18 protein-coding genes and 1 riboswitch are annotated in these 19,115 nt (G+C 40.4%); of the genes, 16 read left to right on the top strand and 2 right to left on the bottom strand.

All coding sequences use genetic code 11. The annotated features are described in order from the left end of the window. The first annotated feature begins 9 nt into the window (after positions 1-9). The 9 genes from OTG27_RS05345 to OTG27_RS05305 all read left to right on the top strand — a co-directional run bounded on the left by OTG27_RS05345 (position 10) and on the right by OTG27_RS05305 (position 9,933). Positions 10-537, top strand: coding sequence for a spore maturation protein (locus OTG27_RS05345; RefSeq protein WP_307730013.1), 528 nt, complete (start codon positions 10-12; stop codon positions 535-537). A gap of 302 nt (positions 538-839) precedes the next feature. Then, positions 840-1,580 carry a 23S rRNA pseudouridine(2605) synthase RluB gene (gene rluB, locus OTG27_RS05340; RefSeq protein ID WP_034308106.1) on the top strand — a complete coding sequence of 247 codons (741 nt, stop codon included), beginning with the start codon at positions 840-842 and terminating at the stop codon, positions 1,578-1,580. 210 nt (positions 1,581-1,790) lie between these two features. Beyond that, positions 1,791-2,321: a thiol-disulfide oxidoreductase ResA gene (gene resA / locus OTG27_RS05335; protein ID WP_034308103.1), complete on the top strand. Its 531-nt coding sequence runs from the start codon at positions 1,791-1,793 to the stop codon at positions 2,319-2,321. A gap of 18 nt (positions 2,322-2,339) precedes the next feature. Next, complete coding sequence (resB, locus tag OTG27_RS05330; RefSeq protein ID WP_268936413.1) at positions 2,340-3,989, top strand: cytochrome c biogenesis protein ResB; 1,650 nt, start codon at positions 2,340-2,342, stop codon at positions 3,987-3,989. Next, positions 3,982-5,160, top strand: a complete 1,179-nt coding sequence (ccsB, locus tag OTG27_RS05325; protein ID WP_034308099.1) for a c-type cytochrome biogenesis protein CcsB — start codon at positions 3,982-3,984, stop codon at positions 5,158-5,160. Before resB ends, ccsB begins: the two co-directional genes overlap by 8 nt. A 294-nt stretch (positions 5,161-5,454) precedes the next feature. Then, the gene (locus tag OTG27_RS05320; RefSeq protein WP_034308096.1) at positions 5,455-6,171 is read left to right on the top strand and encodes a response regulator; all 717 of its coding nucleotides are present in this window, start codon (positions 5,455-5,457) and stop codon (positions 6,169-6,171) included. Next, complete coding sequence (locus tag OTG27_RS05315) at positions 6,168-7,961, top strand: ATP-binding protein (RefSeq protein WP_034308094.1); 1,794 nt, start codon at positions 6,168-6,170, stop codon at positions 7,959-7,961. Before OTG27_RS05320 ends, OTG27_RS05315 begins: the two co-directional genes overlap by 4 nt. 216 nt (positions 7,962-8,177) lie before the next feature. Beyond that, on the top strand, positions 8,178-8,738 hold the full coding sequence (sigX, locus tag OTG27_RS05310; protein WP_268936438.1) for an RNA polymerase sigma factor SigX: 561 nt from the start codon (positions 8,178-8,180) through the stop codon (positions 8,736-8,738). Beyond that, positions 8,704-9,933 carry a hypothetical protein gene (locus OTG27_RS05305; RefSeq protein ID WP_268936412.1) on the top strand — a complete coding sequence of 410 codons (1,230 nt, stop codon included), beginning with the start codon at positions 8,704-8,706 and terminating at the stop codon, positions 9,931-9,933. The genes sigX and OTG27_RS05305 overlap by 35 nt, the downstream gene beginning before the upstream one ends. Positions 9,934-9,980: 47 nt before the next feature. On the opposite strand, the gene serA is transcribed toward OTG27_RS05305, so the two are convergent. Beyond that, a complete protein-coding gene (gene serA, locus OTG27_RS05300) occupies positions 9,981-11,555 on the bottom strand; it encodes a phosphoglycerate dehydrogenase (RefSeq protein ID WP_063575733.1) in 1,575 nt (524 codons plus the stop codon). Between the two features lie 320 nt (positions 11,556-11,875). Next, positions 11,876-12,012: riboswitch (FMN riboswitch) on the top strand. A 164-nt stretch (positions 12,013-12,176) separates the two neighbouring features. On the opposite strand from serA, the gene OTG27_RS05295 reads away from it, so the two are divergent. Further along, positions 12,177-12,758 carry an ECF transporter S component gene (locus OTG27_RS05295; protein WP_034308089.1) on the top strand — a complete coding sequence of 194 codons (582 nt, stop codon included), beginning with the start codon at positions 12,177-12,179 and terminating at the stop codon, positions 12,756-12,758. A 114-nt stretch (positions 12,759-12,872) separates the two neighbouring features. Here the strand turns inward: OTG27_RS05295 and OTG27_RS05290 are convergent, their stop codons facing one another. Further along, a complete protein-coding gene (locus OTG27_RS05290; protein ID WP_034308087.1) occupies positions 12,873-13,121 on the bottom strand; it encodes a ferredoxin in 249 nt (82 codons plus the stop codon). 290 nt (positions 13,122-13,411) lie between these two features. On the opposite strand from OTG27_RS05290, the gene OTG27_RS05285 reads away from it, so the two are divergent. The 6 genes from OTG27_RS05285 to OTG27_RS05260 all read left to right on the top strand — a co-directional run bounded on the left by OTG27_RS05285 (position 13,412) and on the right by OTG27_RS05260 (position 19,105). Next, positions 13,412-14,476, top strand: coding sequence for a YpbB family protein (locus OTG27_RS05285; RefSeq protein WP_063575734.1), 1,065 nt, complete (start codon positions 13,412-13,414; stop codon positions 14,474-14,476). Continuing rightward, positions 14,476-15,981: a RecQ family ATP-dependent DNA helicase gene (locus OTG27_RS05280; RefSeq protein ID WP_268936411.1), complete on the top strand. Its 1,506-nt coding sequence runs from the start codon at positions 14,476-14,478 to the stop codon at positions 15,979-15,981. Before OTG27_RS05285 ends, OTG27_RS05280 begins: the two co-directional genes overlap by 1 nt. Further along, positions 15,971-16,597, top strand: a complete 627-nt coding sequence (locus OTG27_RS05275; protein ID WP_057276274.1) for a CPBP family intramembrane glutamic endopeptidase — start codon at positions 15,971-15,973, stop codon at positions 16,595-16,597. The genes OTG27_RS05280 and OTG27_RS05275 overlap by 11 nt, the downstream gene beginning before the upstream one ends. Further along, entirely contained in the window at positions 16,575-17,339 is a 765-nt protein-coding gene (locus OTG27_RS05270) for a LysM peptidoglycan-binding domain-containing protein (RefSeq protein ID WP_268936410.1), read from the top strand. Before OTG27_RS05275 ends, OTG27_RS05270 begins: the two co-directional genes overlap by 23 nt. 397 nt (positions 17,340-17,736) lie before the next feature. Further along, positions 17,737-18,195: a YpbF family protein gene (locus OTG27_RS05265; RefSeq protein ID WP_268936409.1), complete on the top strand. Its 459-nt coding sequence runs from the start codon at positions 17,737-17,739 to the stop codon at positions 18,193-18,195. Between the two features lie 94 nt (positions 18,196-18,289). Continuing rightward, positions 18,290-19,105: a metallophosphoesterase gene (locus OTG27_RS05260; protein ID WP_268936437.1), complete on the top strand. Its 816-nt coding sequence runs from the start codon at positions 18,290-18,292 to the stop codon at positions 19,103-19,105. The last annotated feature ends 10 nt before the right edge of the window (positions 19,106-19,115 follow it).

Here is a 19,115-nt window from a genome sequence, read left to right as displayed (position 1 = left end):
TTGCACTGGATGACCACCATTTCAATTTGGATGATACCGGTTTTGATCCTCGGAATATTACTGTATGGCACATTGAAAAGAGTTCCCACCTATGAGACCTTCGTTGAGGGGGGGAAAGAAGGAATCAACATGTCCTTTTCCCTTATTCCTTTCCTGGTAGGGATGCTTGTGGCGATTTCAGTATTTAGGGCATCAGGGGCCTTGGATTTCATTGTACAATCACTAAACCCCTTGCTTTCCTTTCTTCATTTTCCGTCTGAGGTTTTACCCCTTGCGATTATTAGACCAATATCCGGAACAGCGGCTTTAGGAATCACCAGCGACCTGATATCGGTTTATGGACCGGATTCCTTTGTTGGCCGCTTGGCTGCCACGATTCAGGGAAGTACGGATACCACGTTCTATGTATTGACCGTTTATTTTGGAGCCGTCGGAATCAAAAAAATGGGTGATGCCCTTAAGGTCGGCCTTTTGGCAGACTTGATCGGAATCATAGCTGCCGTTATTGTCGTCACACTGGTTTTCGGCATGAATTAAAAGGTAGGGAAATGGACGATTCCATTTCTTTTTTTTGTCTTTTTTCTTAAAAGCAGCCATCCATTATTAAGGTGTATTCAAACTTTCATCAAAAGAAACATTTTTTTGTATGGAAAAATAAGCTATGTTACACTCATTATGGAAACCAACCCATTTAACCGTCCCATTATTGGTGTAATAATAAAAGAAAAGCTCTTAATCGCGAAAAACCTTTTGTTTTTGCCTCTCAATATGTAATAATTGTATGATTGTGTATGTATAGACAATAACAAACGAATGATTATACTATGGGGTGAAGATAGATGGAACGATTACAAAAGGTGATAGCACATGCTGGACTGGCTTCCCGCCGTAAAGCAGAAGAGTTGATTTTAGAAGGTAAGGTTAAAGTGAACGGTAAAGTAGTGAAGGAATTAGGTGTGAAAGTGGGGCCTAATGATAAGGTTGAGGTTAATGAAGTCCCGCTTGAAAAAGAAGCTCCGGTTTATTTCCTATTCTATAAACCGCGCGGCGTCATTTCGGCCGTTTCTGATGATAAGAACAGAAAAGTCGTAACTGACTTTTTCCCTTACATCAATGAACGGATTTATCCAGTTGGCCGCTTGGATTACGATACTTCGGGCTTGTTGATTTTAACCAATGACGGGGAATTTGCAAACACGTTAATGCATCCGAAGCATGAAGTGGATAAAGTGTATGTGGCAAAAGTGAAAGGGATGCCTTTGCGTGAAAGCTTGAAAAAGCTGGATAAGGGAATCAAGTTGGAGGATGGCAAGACTGCTCCGGCCAAGACAAGGGTATTGTCTACCGACAAGAAAAAGGAAACGGCCATAGTTGAAATCACAATACATGAAGGCAGGAATAGGCAAGTCCGCCGGATGTTCGAAGCAATTGGCCATCCCGTCATTAAATTGAAGAGGGAACAATATGGTTTCTTGACCTTGGATGGTTTAACTGCAGGGGATTCCCGGGAGCTGACTCCACATGAAGTTAAATTAATGCGGACTTTAGCAACGACCGAGCCTAAACAGCGGAGAATGTAAGCTAGTATTTTTCCCGTATTGATAGGTTGAAACCACTACCCCTACTCTTCCCCTGGAAGAAATGGGTGGTGGAAAACAACCTGTAAATACCTTTTCCTTCATGAATCGGGAAAGAATGTCACAAAACCTTCAGAAATGTAAATATAAAGGACATGGCGTTAAATGGTATAATGGTATGGTTAAATTTAGTGTGGCCTTAGGAGGATCTCTATGGATAAAAAGAAGCGACGCCTCATTAGCAGAACCATCATTCTCCTGCTTTTAGGTGCAGCTTTAGTGTTTGCCCTTTATACGAACTTCACTAAAGATAAGAATGAAAGCCTGAGAAAAGGATCCGATGCACCCAATTTCGTCTTGACTGATATGGAAGGTAAAGAGCATAAACTTTCAGATTACAAGGGAAAAGGCGTCTTCCTGAACTTTTGGGGTACATATTGCAAGCCGTGTGAATATGAAATGCCTTATATGGAAAATCAATATAAAAACTTTAAAGACCAGGGCGTTGAGATATTGGCCGTTAACGTCGGGGAATCTGACTATGCTGTCAATAATTTCATTACAAAGCATGACCTTACCTTTCCTGTCATGATCGATAAAGGTAGGGAAGTGGAAAATGCTTACCGCGTGGATATATTGCCTGTCTCCTTTTTGGTTGATAAAGAGGGGAAAGTGATAGATATCATCACCGGAGCTTTGACAGAAGAGAGCATCCAAAAGCATATGGAGAGAATTAAACCATAATATTGGGGAGTTTTTGACATGAAAGAAGTAAAATGCGATTGTGGTCATGTAAATCCGTTTGGCACAAAGATATGCGGGAAATGCGGAATGGTGCTTGGTAACGAAAAAGAGAATCAGCTTATTGATATGAGATATGAAGGAAGTGCCAGGCGTTCACAAACATATAAAAAAACGATCATCGATAAAATATGGAATTTCTTTTCTTCCGTTAAGGTCGGGGTGACGCTCATAGTCATTGCTTTGATCGCTTCAGCTATCGGGACGATTTTACCCCAGGAAATGTACATCCCTTCAACCGCGACGCCTGCAGAGCATTATGAACTGGAATATGGCTGGTTCGGAAGGGTGTATTATGAACTCGGGTTTCATAACTTGTATAGTTCATGGTGGTATTTGATTATCATAGGCATGCTGGGCATATCACTATTGATTGCCAGTATCGACCGGTTCTTTCCGTTATATCGATCGTTAAAAAAGCAAGGGGTCACACGTCATGACGGTTTCATGAAACGTCAGCGGATTTATGGGGTGACAAAGCTTGAAGACCACGATATAAAACTTGAAGAAGTAAAGGATAGACTAAAAAGGCAGCGTTATCATATACGAGAGGAAAACGGTCATATACTTGCCGAAAAAGGTCGTTTTTCACGTTGGGGACCCTATGTCAATCATATTGGACTTATCATTTTCTTAATTGGAGCATTATTGCGTTCCGTCCCTGGGATGTATATCGACAAAGTACTTTGGCTGCGTGAAGGCGAGAGGAAAGAAATCCCCGGTACAAATGGTGAATACTATCTTCAGAATAATGAATTTACCTTAGAGGTGTATGACAAAGAGAGTGAAGAAGATAAGCAGTACAGTGCTGCAATTGATAAAACCGGTACGATCGCTAAAACATATCAATCCGATGTTACGCTCTATGAGCGCAAGGGAGAAACCTTACCAGGGGAAAAAGTGGACCTTGATAAGCTTAAAGATTATAAAATCAAAGTCAATGAACCTCTGAAACATGATCATTATGCCCTCTACCAAGTAGACTATAAATTGGATGAGCTCAGTACGATGGCTTTTAATTTGATAAATAAAAAAACCGAAGAGAAATATGGAAGCTTAAAGGTTGATTTGAACAACCCGCAAAAGAAATACGAGTTGAAAGAAGGATATTCCGTTGACTTGATCAGTTACTTCCCTGATTTCGAGTTCGATGAAAAAGGCGAACCTAGAACGATATCGAAGATTCCGAATAATCCAGCATTTATCTTTAAGATGCATACTCCGGATAAGCCAGAGGGTGAAGTCAGTTTCGTAGCGATTAAGGAGACTGTGGAGCCTTTAGGGGAAAACACTTATAAAATGGCTTTTAATGGTGTGGAAACCCAAGATGTCACGGCTTTGACCGTCAGGAAGGATTTAACCCTTTGGATCTTATTCATGGGTGGAATCATCTTCATGATCGGCGTTGTCCAAGGGTCTTATTGGAATCATCGGCGTATATGGATCAAGAGGAAAGATGATGAGATACTTTTGGCCGGCCATACAAACAAAAACTGGCACGGCATTAAAAGAGATATAAAACAAGCGATAGAATCAACATCACTTTCCGAACCAATGGATCAACTTGAAGAGGAGAAATCTTCTAGTAAGGGGGAAGTTTTAAATGGCTGAATTAAGCAGTAACCTTTTATATGCAGCTTTCATTTTATATCTGATCGCTACCTTTTTATTCGGGGGATCGATCAAGGATAAACGCGGTGCGGAGGAAAAGAAACAAAACAAATGGGCAAAACTGGGCATTTTCGTCACCATTATCGGGTTTGCTGCGCAAATTGGGTATTTCATCACTAGATGGATTGCTGCCGGGCATGCCCCGGTAAGTAACTTGTTTGAATTTACGACCTTTTTCGGAATGATGCTGGTCGGTGCTTTCATATTAATTTATTTTCTTTATAAAACACCTGCCCTTGGGCTATTCGCTTTACCGATAGCATTATTGATAATCGCTTATGCAAGTATGTTCCCTACAGAAATTTCGCCGCTCATCCCTGCTTTGCAGAGTGATTGGCTCCATATTCATGTAACGACTGCAGCGGCAGGACAGTCAATCCTTGCCATAAGTTTCGTTACTGCCATCATTTATTTAATCAAGTTCGTTGATCAGACACAATCAAGCAAAAGAACGTTCTGGCTTGAAGTCATCATGTTCACATTAGTCTGCACCATCGGTTTCGTCATCATCACTTCTTCTTTTGCTGCCATGGATTATAAGGCGAATTTTGATTGGGTCGATAAAAAAGGTGCCGAAGTCAAACAGGAATTCAACCTGCCGGCATTGGTAGGTCCCAATGAAGGGAAACTCATCGAGACGGATCGATTTGAACCGCTGGTGGACATGCCTGCACTGATCAATGCCAAGAAACTGAATACTGTTCTTTGGTCATTCGGCATGGGACTCGTCCTGTATGGTTTAATAAGGTTGATTGCTCGCAAAAGAGTGGCAGCTTTGATTAAACCGATCGTTAAAAATGTGAATTTGAATTTATTGGACGAGATTAGTTATCGTTCGGTCCTTATCGGTTTTCCGATCTTTACACTCGGTGCCCTCATTTTTGCAATGATCTGGGCCCAAGTGGCCTGGACACGATTCTGGGGCTGGGATCCGAAAGAGGTCTGGGCATTGGTTACTTGGTTGTTTTATGCGGCTTTCTTGCATCTGCGGATGTCAAAGGGGTGGCAAGGGGAAAAATCGGCTTGGCTTGCCGTCATCGGTTTTGCCATCATCATGTTTAACCTGATTTTCGTCAATCTTGTTATTGCTGGTTTGCATTCATATGCTTGATTCTGTATTGTAATGTTTAGTTGAAGGGGGTCTTTTGATAGAAACGTCGAGAGTTGGCTTATCGACTTTTCTGGAAAATGATCCCTTTTTCTATCAATCCTATTCAATGGGAATATTTCGGTGAAATAGCAATTATCCATTCTTGATGGGCGGTCGGAGTCTTTTTTGTGACAAAATGGTGAAAGGTTCATGGAAGCCTTGTGAAATCGGCTCTTTATCGTACGATGTAAGGAAAAAGTATTAGTCATGGAAGTATTCATTTTGTAGAATATATGATAGGAGGCTGATTACATAATGTATAACGCTATTAAAATTCTCGTGGTGGATGATGAGGAAAGAATCCGCCGGCTGCTAAAGATGTATTTGGAAAGGGAAGAATACATAATCGATGAAGCTGAAAATGGAGATATGGCTTTAACAAAAGCCCTTGAAAATGATTATGATTTAATTTTATTGGATATTATGATGCCTGGGAAAGATGGAATCGAAGTTTGCCGTGAATTAAGGGAAAAGAAAACGACTCCAATTATCATGCTGACGGCTAAAGGGGAAGAAGTGAACCGTGTTCAAGGATTCGAAGTGGGGACCGATGATTATATCGTAAAGCCGTTCAGTCCCCGTGAAGTCGTGTTAAGGGTTAAAGCTTTATTGCGTCGCTCTTCAAGCACAGGTTACATGCAGACGGAAACGACGGCAAAAGATGTGATCGTCTTCTCGCATCTAACAATAGATAATGATGCCCACCGTGTACTTGCTGATAACAAAGAGGTTTCATTAACACCGAAAGAATATGAATTGTTATATTTCTTGGCGAAATCCCCAGATAAGGTTTTTGACCGGGAGCAATTGTTAAAAGAAGTATGGCACTATGAATTCTTTGGAGATCTTCGAACTGTAGACACGCATGTTAAACGCTTGCGTGAAAAATTAAACCGCATATCCGAAAACGCAGCCAAGATGATTGTGACCGTTTGGGGTGTAGGTTACAAGTTCGAAGTCATTAATGACTGATGCTATGGGGCAGTGTTGTAGGGAAGCTATGGGCAACGATCCTATTGCTCGTGTCGTTTGTATTAATTGTTTTAACCGTTCTGCTGGTCGAATTCTTTGAGAATTTCCAAATTGAAAATATTGAAAATGATTTAACCAAAACGGCTGAACAAATCATTAAGGTGACCAATGAACATCAGGGATCCAGCAATGAGGTATTACAAATAGCTTCGGAATTAATAGGCAATGAAACGAAAATGATCATTCTTAATGATGACAAAATGGTATTCTCATCCATCGGTGGAGATAATGAGTTTGAAATCACGCCGGAACTCATTAAAAATGACCCCGAATTGCTCAAGGTTTTTACGGAAAGAAAGACTGTAAAAAAGGAAATGGCGCTATCGGATGATGCGGGAAACGAGGGCTTATCTGCAATCGTGGTAGGCATTCCGCTTGAATTGAATGGGGAACAGGATGAAGTGTTCCTATTTCAATCGTTGGAGTCCATGGAAGAAACCACAAAATCCACTACACAGTTCATTTTATTGGCAGCAGGCATCGCCATTATTTTGACAACGATTTTTGCTTTCTTTTTATCTACAAGAATCAATGCTCCATTGGTGAAGATGAGGGAAGCCGCCCTAGCGATTGCCCGGGGGAAATTTGATACAAAGGTTCCAATACTGACTCAAGATGAAATCGGTGAGCTGGCCATAGCGTTTAATCAGATGAGAAAGCAACTGAAATTCAACATGAATGCACTTAGTCAGGAAAAGGAACATCTCTCCAGCATTCTTAGCAGTATGGCAGATGGGGTCATCACCTTCAATAAAGACGGCACAATTCTTGAAACGAATCCGCCAGCGGAAAGGTTTCTGCAATCCTGGTATTTTGAAAAGGGCTATAACCGGGAAGATAATGTGAATGTCCCTTTGGTTTTGATGAATCTTTTTGATGAATCTGAGTCCTTCGATAAGGAACAAGTCGGTGAAATTACCTTGCAGGGCCGTAATTGGGGATTGATTGTCAGTCCGCTATATACAAATGGCGACAATATTCGGGGAGCGGTGGCCATCATAAGGGATATGAGTGATGAAAGGCGTATGGACAAACTCAGGACTGATTTCATAGCGAATGTCTCCCATGAGTTAAGGACCCCGATTTCAATGTTGCAAGGATATAGTGAAGCGATTGTAGATGACATTGCGGGCAGTGAAGAGGAAAAGGTGGAAATGGCCCGGATCATCTATGATGAATCTTTAAGAATGGGACGTTTAGTCAATGATCTACTCGATCTAGCTAAATTGGAATCGGGTAAAATGAATCTTAGCTATGAATGTGTACCCGTTTCTCCATATTTAAAGAGGATTACAAGTAAGTTTTCTGGGCTGGCTAAAGAAAAAGGGATAACAATATCAGCCAGCCTGCAAGACAATCAGATTCAATGGCATTTCGATCCGGACCGTATTGAACAGGTTTTGACCAATTTAATTGATAATGCGATTCGTCATACTCCCCCAGGCGGTAACATTGATGTCATTCAGAGGACAAGTGATCGAAGGGGACTGATCATTGATGTGAGGGACTCTGGATCTGGAATTCCCGAAGAGGATCTGCCTTTTGTATTCGAGAGGTTTTATAAAGCGGATAAAGCAAGGACCCGCGGCCGTTCGGGTACCGGATTGGGTTTGGCAATCGTAAAAAATATAATCAATGCCCATGATGGCTACATTTCGGTAAACAGTTTACCTAATAAAGGGACGACATTCAGTATCATTTTGCCTCGAATTATGGAAAACGCTGAATGAATGACAGGTGGATCGCCAGATAATCTTGTTTCATAAAGAACTGCGAAGACAAAGGCAATTGGATTTCTTTCCAACTTGTCTTTGTTTTTTTAGGACACAAAATAAGAAGTACCTGATATGTGGAAATTAACGGAATTTTATAATAAGATTAAAGCCGAAGTATGTAACTTTTGTTTAGGATCGACGACTATATTTATGAACGGATGTGGGGAAATGATGGATTCCGTTTTCCACGATCTTTATGAAAAATATCATCAGGAAATATATCAATTCATTTTTTATATGACTAAAAATCGAGAAACCGCCGAAGACCTTGTTCAGGAGGTCTATATCCGGGTGATGAAGGCCTATGAACGCTTCGAAGGAAAAAGCAGTGAAAAAACGTGGATGTATTCGATTGCCAGAAATGTGACGATTGATCACTTTCGGAAACAAAAAGGTTGGAAAGACAAAATCTTTCCTAATTTTGATTGGGATAGGCAATTGCTGAAAGATGAAGAGCCCATTCCCGAGGAAGTGGCTATCAAGAACGATGAAATCCAAGATATTTACCAATGCTTAAACCGGTGTACCACGAATCAAAGATCCGTGATCATTTTACGATATATTCAGGGATTGTCCATTACGGAAACTTCTGACGTATTGAATTGGAGTGAAAGTAAGGTAAAAACGACCCAGCACCGAGCTTTGAAGGCCATTAAAAAGTTGATGGAAGATTTATCAGGAAAGGAGGGCCACCGCATTGAGGAGATCCCGTTGGAAAGAAAGCGAAATTGAAGACATGCTGCGCGAGCTTCCGACATTAAAAGATGACCGGACCAAGGCAGAGGTGTATGCGAGAATACATGATAAAAAGAAAAAGAAGAAGAAACACTGGATACCTCTGTTCGCGGGTGTTGCCTCCTTATTCTTAATGGTTGTTTTGGCATCATCGTTCATTATTGAAAAAAAAGGAACGACAAGTCGAGAAGACAGCGGCAGCAGTGGGAAATTATCTCTATCTGAAAGTAAGGAAATGGCAGATCTTGAACGGAAGGATTCAAGTAACCAAGAAAAGTCCTCAGAAGATAAACAGGAAGCTCAAGAGTTTTCGAGTAACCAAGCGAAAATCGAATCCAAAGACAAGTTTTCAGAAATGGAACCGCGAAAAGGGGAAAAGGAAAAAACATTTGAACAAGCGATCTACCACGATGACCTTAAAAATGCCTCGATCATTACGATGGGTGTCCCGGATGATCAAATGAATTTCATCGTTCCCATTTCAATTAAACTCAAACATCATGATGAAAGTGATACACTGAATCAGTTAGTTAATCAAATGTCCGATATTGATGAAGCGCAATATGGGCTATCTGACTATTTTCCGCTTGATATAAAGATTAGCCAAGGAAACGATATAAACACTGCCCATATCGATTTTCCAGAAAAAAGCCGACTGTTGGCTGAAGATACACTTTTTCTCCATTCGATGGAAGAAACGCTTTCCTATAACAATATAGAGAAAATGACATTTTCCACAGAAGGTAAGCAAGGTGCCAGGTTTGCGCATGCGGGATATTTAAAGGAGGTGGATATACCTCATCAAAAAAAACGCACATACCTTCTTTATCAAAGGGATGAGTCCTCTCCAAGTTTCCTTGTTCCAAGCAATATGGGTTATCGGGACTTTGAGGAGGCGCTTCAAGCCGGAAAAGGGGAGGCGGACATCGAGGGAATTTCACCTGCAATCCCCCATGACCTGAAATGGGAAAGGATAAGCACTAATGGAGATCTTGTGACCATTCACCTATCAGATCAAGCCGTTATTGAAAATAGTGAGGAAACCCTTCAAGCTTTAGAAGCCATACTCTTCATAGCTAAGGATTTTGGTTTTGAAAAAGTGAAGTTTGAAAATGCTCCTATTGAAGAGGTGGGAAAGCTGAATTTAACTGAAGACATAATGGTGCCCGAAGCACCGAACCAAGTGAATTGAATGCATTAAAAGAAAAAAGTGCCCGCGCTGCGGGCACTTTTTTCTTCTTATAATGAAATACGGGCCAAGAACGTAATTTCTTCTGTTTCCATTAAAAACTGTTTCATGTTGTCTTCTAATGGTAAATCGAAGCTCAAAACCATGATGGCTTCACCGCCAGCTTCTTTTCGGCCAACCTGCATGGTGGCGATATTCACTCCGTGATCACCCAGGACCTTGCCTACGTTACCGATTACACCGGGTTTATCGGTATGCTGGATATAAAGTAAATTCGATTCTGGGTGAAAGTCGATTTTGAAACCATTCAAACTTACAATTCGAGAACCGTAATTTTCGATATAGGTCCCACTTATTGTTAATTCTCGGTTGTCACCTTTTACTTTAAGGCTGATCAAATTCGAGTAACCTAAAGAGTCCGTAGAGATTTTTTCACCAATGGTTATGCCACGCTCTTTTGCGATCAACAAGGCATTCACTTCATTGACTGATGCATCGACTCTTGATCTTAAAAAGCCGGAGATTAAACTTTTTGTAAGAATCGCGGTATCGAAATCCAAAGATTCTCCTGCATATGTAACGGAGATTTCCTGAATTCCTTCATTCATGCACTGGGAAGCAATCGATCCCATTTGCTGAACAAGTTGATGGAATGGCTGTACCTTTTCAAACACTTCTTTAGATATGGCTGGAAGGTTGATTGAGCTTGAGACTGGATTTCCTTCGAAATAGGTCAAAACTTCTTGGGCAACCTGTACGGCGACATTCAATTGGGCTTCTTTCGTGGAAGCGCCTAGATGCGGTGTAGCAATGACGCTGTCCAGTTCCAGCAGTTTATGGCCAAGTGGAGGTTCTTCGACGAAAACGTCCAGTGCCGCCCCTGCAACATGCCCTTGAACTAACATTTCATATAAATCATCTTCGTCTAGAATTCCACCACGGGCGCAGTTCAGTACATAAACCCCTTTTTTACAGGTAAGCAGTTTTTCTTTATTAATTAATCCTCTAGTTTCATTCGTTAGTGGTGTATGAACAGTAATGATGTCTGCTTTAGGAAGCAATTCATCCAATGGCAGGGCCGTTACGGACATTTTCTTTGCACGATCTACAGTCAGGAACGGGTCATAGACAATGACATCCATGCCAAAAACTTTAGCACGTTTGGCAATTTCCCCTCCGATGCGTCCAAAGCCAACTATGCCTAATGTTTTTCCACGAAGTTCAGTTCCCGTATAGGAGGAACGTTTCCACTCCCCATTTTTCAATGAAGCATAAGCTTGCGGAATGTGGCGCATTAATGAAGCCATCATCGCGAATGTATGTTCAGCTGTTGAAATGGTGTTGCCGTCAGGTGCATTAACCACGACAATCCCGCGTTTTGTCGCTGCGGGGATGTCTATGTTATCAACACCGACACCAGCGCGTGCTATAATTTTCAACTGCGGCATACGGTTCATTAAATCTTCCGAAACCTTTGTTGCACTTCTAACAAGAATTGCATCGATCTGATCAAGTTCGTTTGCAGCTTCCTCTACGGTCTTCTGAATGAGCTGAATATTGGATGCCTCTGAAAGCGGTCCAAGTCCTTCTGGTTTAATGGCGTCTGCTACTAAAATCCGATACACGTCTAAACACCTTCCTAAGGAAAAAGTTATCTTAAATTTCAGTTAATTTTACAATTGAAATGCTGATAATGTCAATTTGGCATATCTGAATGAAAGCGCTTAAACAAATGATTTCCAACTGATCATCCGTTTAAGGTGGCGATATAAATAGCTTCGCTCCTTTTGCGAAAAATTTTCGAATTGCCATATTGTAAATCCGCTGTTTGTTTTAAGCCGTTCACTGCGACAATCGATATTCATCCTACATGCATCAAATGAGAAAAAATGCTATCAAAAAAAAGGCATTTCAGATATAATGGGAAGTATAAAAAATTTTATAGGTCTATCTTCGGGGCGGGGCGCAATTCCCCACCGGCGGTGATGAAGGAATTTCTACTTCTAAGCCCGCGAGCCTTACAAGGCAGGATTTGGTGTGATTCCAAAGCCGACAGTATAGTCTGGATGGGAGAAGATGGAGGTTCCTTAGTGCGTTTCAACAGTTATTTGCTGAACGTTTGTTTGATGTAACCTTTAATTTATCCCTTTAATTCCATTGGAATTAAAGGGTTTTTATTGAACATCAACATATTTTGGAATCCTAACCTCTTTTTCAGGTAGATCGGAAAAGAAGGAGAGAGAACTATGAAAAAGAACAAAGTGAAAAAAATGGTCTCACTTGCCATGATGGGAAGCATTTCATATTTATTGATGCTTTTAAATTTCCCGTTTCCAGGATTCCCGCCTTTTCTCAATGTTGATTTTAGCGACATACCAGCACTGATGGCGGCATTGATTTTCGGTCCGATGGCTGGAATTCTAGTCGAGTTCATTAAAAACCTATTGGATTTAGTCATGACAGGGACCTTGACTGCTGTGCCTGTGGGGCATATCGCTAACTTTATAGCCGGAATACTGTTTGTCTTGCCGACTTATTATGTATTTCAGAAAATCAATTCAAAAAAAGGAATGACGTTCGCCTTACTTGCGGGAACAGTTTCCATGGCAGTATTCATGAGCGTATTAAACTATTTTGTCTTTTTACCGGCTTATACCTTCTTTATGGGATGGGATGCCATGTCGGCGCCCGAGTCGAGAAAGTTCGTTACGACGGCAATCTTGCCTTTCAACGTGATTAAAGGCGTGCTCATCACATCTGTATTCATGTTGCTGTTCATTAAATTACAGACATGGATCAATAAGCAAACATTATATAAAAATGCTTAACGGCATTGACGATAGATATGAAAAAACAACCGGATATCCATATCCGGTTGTTTTTTTATGCCTGTTTTTTGGCCAAAAGAAAAAGCCATTCTCGATTGAAAATGGCTTGTACCTTTATTCGAATTTTAGTGCATCTCCGTCAAATGCCTCGTCAGCAACTTTGATGGAATCCGTTGGGCATCCTTCAAATGCATCCATCATGTCGTCTATAAGTACATCTGGAATTTCAACGATACCCTCGTTATCGTCAAGGGTAACAAATGCAATCCCTTCGTCATCATAATCATATATATCTGGTGCAGCTGCTCCGCAAGCTCCACAAGCTATGCATGTTTCTTTATCCACAATAGTAAATTTAGCCATGAATATAACCCCTCCTAAGTTGATTAACAACTGATAATCTTTTTATTTCAGATTATTATCTCTTTCCTATTGTAAGACCGAATGCCAAACTTTTCAATAGAAATTGTATTGATAATAACTATCATGTAGTTGAATGTCAACGAAAAGCATCGAAAAAATTAACTTGGTCCTTTCCATGTTTCGTCATTTAGTCACATAATTTCCGTTGTATTCATCAATAATAACGGCGGTTTTTGCAGATTTTTGTTACAATGGGTTTATTGGTTAAATGAAACAAGGATGTGAGTCCCATGAATAATTATCTACAGGCCATCATTCTATATGCGATAAAAAAATTTCAAGGTGAGCGCTCCATTTATGCTATATACCATATGCTGCAGGGGAAGAAATCGTCACAAACCATCCAAGATGCCCATTTATTCGGGTTAACGGATATTTTTGGGACAATACCTCGATTTACCCGTCAGCAATTAAATCAAAACATTGAACATTCACTTAAGCATGACTTAATTAATTTAACGGATAAACCGGATGCATATGAAATTAGTTTGCAAGGTGAACGAATGTTGGACGATTACTTTAAAAATAATCCTTTTCCGGAGTATTTAAATGGTTGGAAGTATCATAATATCACCCCTGTTTTCTGGGGAAGGTTAAATTTACTCATTCAAACCATATCCCATATTGTCCACAATGAAAGACGTTTTTATCCGATACAACGAAATCCCAAAATTCAATTCTTCGTAAAGGAATTTTTACATGCCAATCGTCAGGATCGAGCGTTGATTGCCCAACATTTATATGATGAACTGGTATCCCTTTTAGAAAATCAAAGTGATATGAAACGAGACATTTTCATTTTGAAATTGACCGGGATAAACAGGATTGGTCTAACGTTTGAACAGATTGCCAAAAGGAAAAATACGGAAGAAGATTATGTTCGCTATACATTCCTTGACTCATTGCATCAAATGCTTGCAGAAATGGAAACGGGTGGTGATTACCCTCTCTTATCCTCATTAACCAATGATTGGAAAAGAAGTGGTAATCCTCATTTGACACAATCTACAAAGACTACTTTACGATACATCCAGGAAGGGAAAAACCTCGGTGAAATAGCTGAAATCCGCAGATTGAAAGTCAACACCATCGAAGATCACCTCGTAGAAATTGTTTTATCGGAAAAGGATTTTCCGATTTCCGATTATGTGACAATCGAGGATGAGAGGGAAATTGCTGAAGCGATTAAGGAACTTGGTACAAAAAAGCTTAAAGCTATCAAGCAGATGGTCGATAATAAACAAATAAGCTTTTTCCAAATAAGACTTGTACTTGCGAAAATAGGTGAGAGATGATGAACATAGAACGAGTCCTCAAAGAAAAATTCGGTTTTGATGAATTCCGTCCTGGACAGAAGGAAGTGGTTGAATCATTGATGTCCGGCCGTCATACATTAGCGATGCTGCCAACCGGGTCAGGTAAATCATTATGTTATCAGCTGCCGGCTTATCTGGTGAATAAGACTGTCATAATTGTCTCTCCGTTATTATCTTTAATGCAGGATCAAGCGGATCAGCTGAAGATGAGCGGCGAAAAAAGTGTATTGACCCTCAACTCTTTTTTGACGCTTAATCAAAAAAGGAAAGCCTTCGATCGGTTACATAGTTATCGATTTATCTTTTTATCTCCTGAAATGCTGAGCATTGATGGTGTGATAAAATCCTTGAAATCCATAGAAATAGGTTTGTTCGTCATAGACGAAGCACACTGCATTTCACAATGGGGGTACGATTTCCGTCCGGATTATTTGAATTTAGGAGAAGTGAGGCGTGAGCTGAATAATCCGTTGACGCTTGCCCTGACGGCAACTGCAACCGATGAGGTCCGGAGGGACATCATTGTTAAACTTAACATTGGGCAGGCCGAGGAAATGGTTTCCTCGGTTGATCGTGAAAATATTGCCATTATTATCGAGCGAATGTTCAGCTACGATGAGAAGCTAGCCCGTGTGCTGGAGCTTGTCAGGAAATTTACCGGAAGCGGAATTATTTATTTTTCCTCTAAAAAAGTGGCGGAATCAGTCGCTGGTTTTTTACAGGATAACGGGATCGATAGTGTCAATTATTATCACGGTGGAATGGAGCAGGAACAAAGGATGCTCATTCAGCAGCAATTCATTTCCGGCCAGCTGAAAATCATATGCGCAACAAGTGCCTTTGGAATGGGTGTGAATAAATCGGATGTCAGATATGTTATCCATTATCATATCCCGTCCACGATGGAAGCATATCTTCAGGAGATTGGCAGGGCGGGGCGAGACCGGAAACAAAGTGTGGCTGTCTTATTATATAGCGAAGGGGATGAAGGGCTTCCCCTTCATTTGATGGAGCAACAGTTGCCTACGGATTCGCAAATCGATGGTGTATGTTCTTTCCTTAATGAGTCTCATAAGAATTTGGCGAATTTGACCCCCTCAGAAAAAGAGCAGCTGTCGCAATCCTTTTCGTTAAACGAAATCCAGCTCCGTTTTTTTACCCAGTTTATTATGGGCAATAACCAGGATCAAGTGGCAGAGATGAAAGAGTATTGTAAGAAGAGGAAAACCAGGAATCAAGAAAAGCTGCATAAATTCCTTCACTGGATATATGCACAGGAATGTCGCCGTTCAGGGATACTGGACTATTTTGGAGAAAAGCATCGGGAAGCGAACCCCATCTGCTGTGATATCTGTGGGATGGATGCCGAAAAAATGGCTGATGTATGGCCGGAAGTAAAGGTGGATCCGGCCAATTCCTTTTCCACTTGGAAAAAGGAATTGGCTTATATCTTACTAAAGAAGGAAAATGGCAATGAAAAATAAGCAAGCGGAATTAATTAAACAACTTACAGATAAACAGTTGCTATATAATTTGTTTCTTACACAAATTATTCTCTTAACGTTAGCCACTTTTTTAGGTATTATTTTATTTAAAGACCGTTCTGCTTTTTTCGACTTATTTATCTTTGATGACCTGAACATTTTGCTGATTGGTGTTCCTGCGGGAGTCATTGTCGTGTTAATTGACATATTGCTTATGAAAGTGACACCATCTTCCTATCAGGATGATGGCGGCATAAATGAACGCATTTTCAGTAATTTGTCATACCCGATGATATTTGTCGTAGCTTTGGTTGTAGCGGTAAGTGAAGAAGTATTATTCCGAGGAGTGTTGCAAACACATTTTGGGTTGCTACTTACGAGCCTCATTTTTGCAGCTGTTCATTATCGTTACCTTTTTAATTGGTTTTTATTTTTAAATGTATTGGTTTTGAGCTTCTTTATCGGGTTTCTATTTGAAATGACTAATAATATCATCGTGACGATAACGGCCCACTTTTTGATTGACTTTATCCTTGGTATTTTAATCAGGAACAAAAAGCAAAGAGGGTTTAGCAAGAAAGGGGGTGACTTGAATGAGCCGGGTGCAAAAGAATGAAAGAGAAAATGATCAGGCTGGTGAACTTCGTTCGCGAATTGAACGCCAGAAGGCTAAGTCATCATTGCCCAAACGGAGCAAAGTCCACCAGAATAAAAAGAAAAAAAGTAAAGTGAAGATTAAACTTCCAATGATACAATTATTAGCATTATTTTTCATTTTGCTTCCAATTGGATTTTACAGCCTTTATACATATTTTCAGGATAGGCCTTTACCTGTTACTAAAAGTGACCAAGTCGTCTTAAAAGAGGAAGATAAAGAATCGATTCCAACTACAGCAACGGCAGAGGACTTAAAGGAAAAGGAGTCGGCAAAGGCTGAAGCGGAGAAAGAAAAAGAAGAAGCTGAGGCTAAAGCCAAAGCCAAAGCCAAAGCGCAGCAGGAAGCTAAGGAAAAAGCCAAGGCACAGCAAGAAGCTGAAGAAAAGGCTAAAGTGCAGCGAGAAGCTGAGGCTAAAGCCAAGGCACAGCAAGAAGCTGAGGCTAAAGCCAAAGCGCAGCAAGAAGCAGAGGAAAAGGCAAAGAAAGCAGCAGCAGAAAAGAAAAATGTACAAGCCGCTAAATCGGATAAAGAGGAATACAAAGTTGTTTTACATACTGTTCAAGGTGAAGAAACATTATTTCGGATTTCAATGAATTACTACAAATCACAGGAAGGGATTGCTCTGATCAGGGAGTGGAATGGGCTGAATGGCAATGAAATTTCCAGGGGTCAGGTTTTGAAAATTCCGATCAAGAAATAATGATGGCACCTTAAGGAAAAATTAAGTTTTTAAATCCTTCTATTTCAAACCAAAAAAGACTTTAGGCATAAGGAGTTCTACCTTAATGTTAAAACAAAGTTGATTGGAGCGGGTGTTCGAGACTCCTGCGGGGAAAACGTGTCCAAGGGAGAACCCCGCAGGCGCAATGGCGCCGAGGGCGGGCCGCCTCGGAAAGCGAGTGCCTGAAGTGAAAATCAACATTCAAATTTTAAAAACCTAAAACGAGTTTGTCTCCAGTCTGACCCTGTCTTTATAGGCAGGGTATTTTTAATATTGTTCAACTTAGTTAAGTATGAAGGCCATCGTGACAGGTACATTATCATTTTTTCCTCTACTCTTTCATATCATGATTTGAAAGAGCAGAGGAGGAAATGCGATGGAATCGACAATCATTTTACTGGATGAGAAAACGGATCAAGCAACAAAACAAATGCTGCAAAATGTCGTGGATCGGAAGAAAAAATTCGAGGCACTTAAAAGGAAGCACCTTCAAAGCTTATGGGCAACCATGATTGTTGCTGTCCTTTTTATGATTTATCTTTATTTTTATATCGTTGTACCTTATTCGTATTCATTTTTCAGTATGTTTAGTGTTTTCGTCGACCATTTTAGCCATTTCCTTTTTTTGGCGGCAGCGATTGGTCTATATGGATATATGGTTTTAATTAAAAAAAAGCTAGATAAAGCTGAAAAGGAGTTTCAACTGCTACGCTGTGAAATCATTAATAAAAGTAAGCAATTGTGGGAAAAAGAGGAAGAATGGAAAAATCGCCATAAGGTTTTTGAAATGATGAAGAAGAATTATGATATTAATCTATATCATGAAAATAAATGATGATCGCGTTAAATCATATTTAATTGCGGGTAATACCGTTTTATGGTTATATGAAAGTACGTTTGGATAAGGATGGAAAGAAGGTTTAACGATGATGTTATGGTTATCTGGATTATTTTTAATCATCATCCTGCTGTCATTTGCCATGATCTTTTACATGTGGCGTACGGCTATGCAAGATAGGGTGATTTCTCAAGACCTATATTTCAAAGACTTTCCTGAAGGCTTTGGCGATGTGCGGATTTTTTTTATATCCGATCTTCATCGGCGTATCGTTGCGGATAAATTGATTGAGGAAACACGTGACAAGGCAGATTTGGTGATAATCGGCGGTGACATTAGGGAAAGCGGGGTTCCCTTAGAACGTGTGGAAAAAAATATATTGAAGTTAAAAGAACTTGGTCCCCTTTATTTTGTTTGGGGTAATAATGATTATGAAGGAGACTTCCATGAATTGGATGCGACTCTTTTGAAACATGGGGTGAAGATCCTTGATAATACAGCTGTTTCTTTTGAGTCTCAGAATGGAAGCAAAATCGCTCTTCTGGGCATTGATGATATATCGGAAGAACGTGATAGGCTTGACCTTGCCCTGTCGGATTGCGGGAATGAAGATTTCCGGATTTTGGTGAGCCATAATCCATTGGTCAAGAAACAATTGAATCCGGAACACCATATTAGTCTTGTCCTGTCAGGTCACACCCATGGCGGTCAGATTCGCTTATTCGGATTCGGGCCCTATCAGATCGGAAGCGTTAAAAAAGAGGGGGACTGTATATATATGACGAGTAATGGCTATGGGACAAGCGCAGTGCCTTTAAGGCTTGAAGCTAAGCCTGAAACGCACCTCTTCACCCTGAAAAGGGGGACAGACACCGAAATAGGCGAAGCTGTGGAAAAAACCTATTAGGATGCTTTTA

It is taken from the genome of Peribacillus sp. AS_2 (assembly GCF_026891895.1).
Classification (GTDB): Bacteria; Bacillota; Bacilli; order Bacillales; family DSM-1321; genus Peribacillus; species Peribacillus frigoritolerans.
The sequence above is the reverse complement of the archived record's forward strand: the minus strand, read 5'-3'. Positions and strand labels throughout refer to the sequence as shown.

Excerpts from the sequence above, each read along its gene's own strand:
- resA (WP_034308103.1), top strand. The coding sequence starts at position 1,791 with ATGGATAAAAAGAAGCGACGCCTCATTAGCAGAACCATCATTCTCCTG.
- OTG27_RS05280 (WP_268936411.1), top strand. The coding sequence starts at position 14,476 with ATGAACATAGAACGAGTCCTCAAAGAAAAATTCGGTTTTGATGAATTC.
- OTG27_RS05345 (WP_307730013.1), top strand. The coding sequence starts at position 10 with ATGACCACCATTTCAATTTGGATGATACCGGTTTTGATCCTCGGAATA.
- OTG27_RS05270 (WP_268936410.1), top strand. The coding sequence starts at position 16,575 with ATGAGCCGGGTGCAAAAGAATGAAAGAGAAAATGATCAGGCTGGTGAA.
- OTG27_RS05265 (WP_268936409.1), top strand. The coding sequence starts at position 17,737 with ATGGAATCGACAATCATTTTACTGGATGAGAAAACGGATCAAGCAACA.
- ccsB (WP_034308099.1), top strand. The coding sequence starts at position 3,982 with ATGGCTGAATTAAGCAGTAACCTTTTATATGCAGCTTTCATTTTATAT.
- OTG27_RS05260 (WP_268936437.1), top strand. The coding sequence starts at position 18,290 with ATGTTATGGTTATCTGGATTATTTTTAATCATCATCCTGCTGTCATTT.
- OTG27_RS05320 (WP_034308096.1), top strand. The coding sequence starts at position 5,455 with ATGTATAACGCTATTAAAATTCTCGTGGTGGATGATGAGGAAAGAATC.
- OTG27_RS05275 (WP_057276274.1), top strand. The coding sequence starts at position 15,971 with ATGAAAAATAAGCAAGCGGAATTAATTAAACAACTTACAGATAAACAG.
- OTG27_RS05285 (WP_063575734.1), top strand. The coding sequence starts at position 13,412 with ATGAATAATTATCTACAGGCCATCATTCTATATGCGATAAAAAAATTT.
- resB (WP_268936413.1), top strand. The coding sequence starts at position 2,340 with ATGAAAGAAGTAAAATGCGATTGTGGTCATGTAAATCCGTTTGGCACA.
- OTG27_RS05295 (WP_034308089.1), top strand. The coding sequence starts at position 12,177 with ATGAAAAAGAACAAAGTGAAAAAAATGGTCTCACTTGCCATGATGGGA.
- OTG27_RS05290 (WP_034308087.1), bottom strand. The coding sequence starts at position 13,121 with ATGGCTAAATTTACTATTGTGGATAAAGAAACATGCATAGCTTGTGGA.
- sigX (WP_268936438.1), top strand. The coding sequence starts at position 8,178 with ATGGATTCCGTTTTCCACGATCTTTATGAAAAATATCATCAGGAAATA.
- rluB (WP_034308106.1), top strand. The coding sequence starts at position 840 with ATGGAACGATTACAAAAGGTGATAGCACATGCTGGACTGGCTTCCCGC.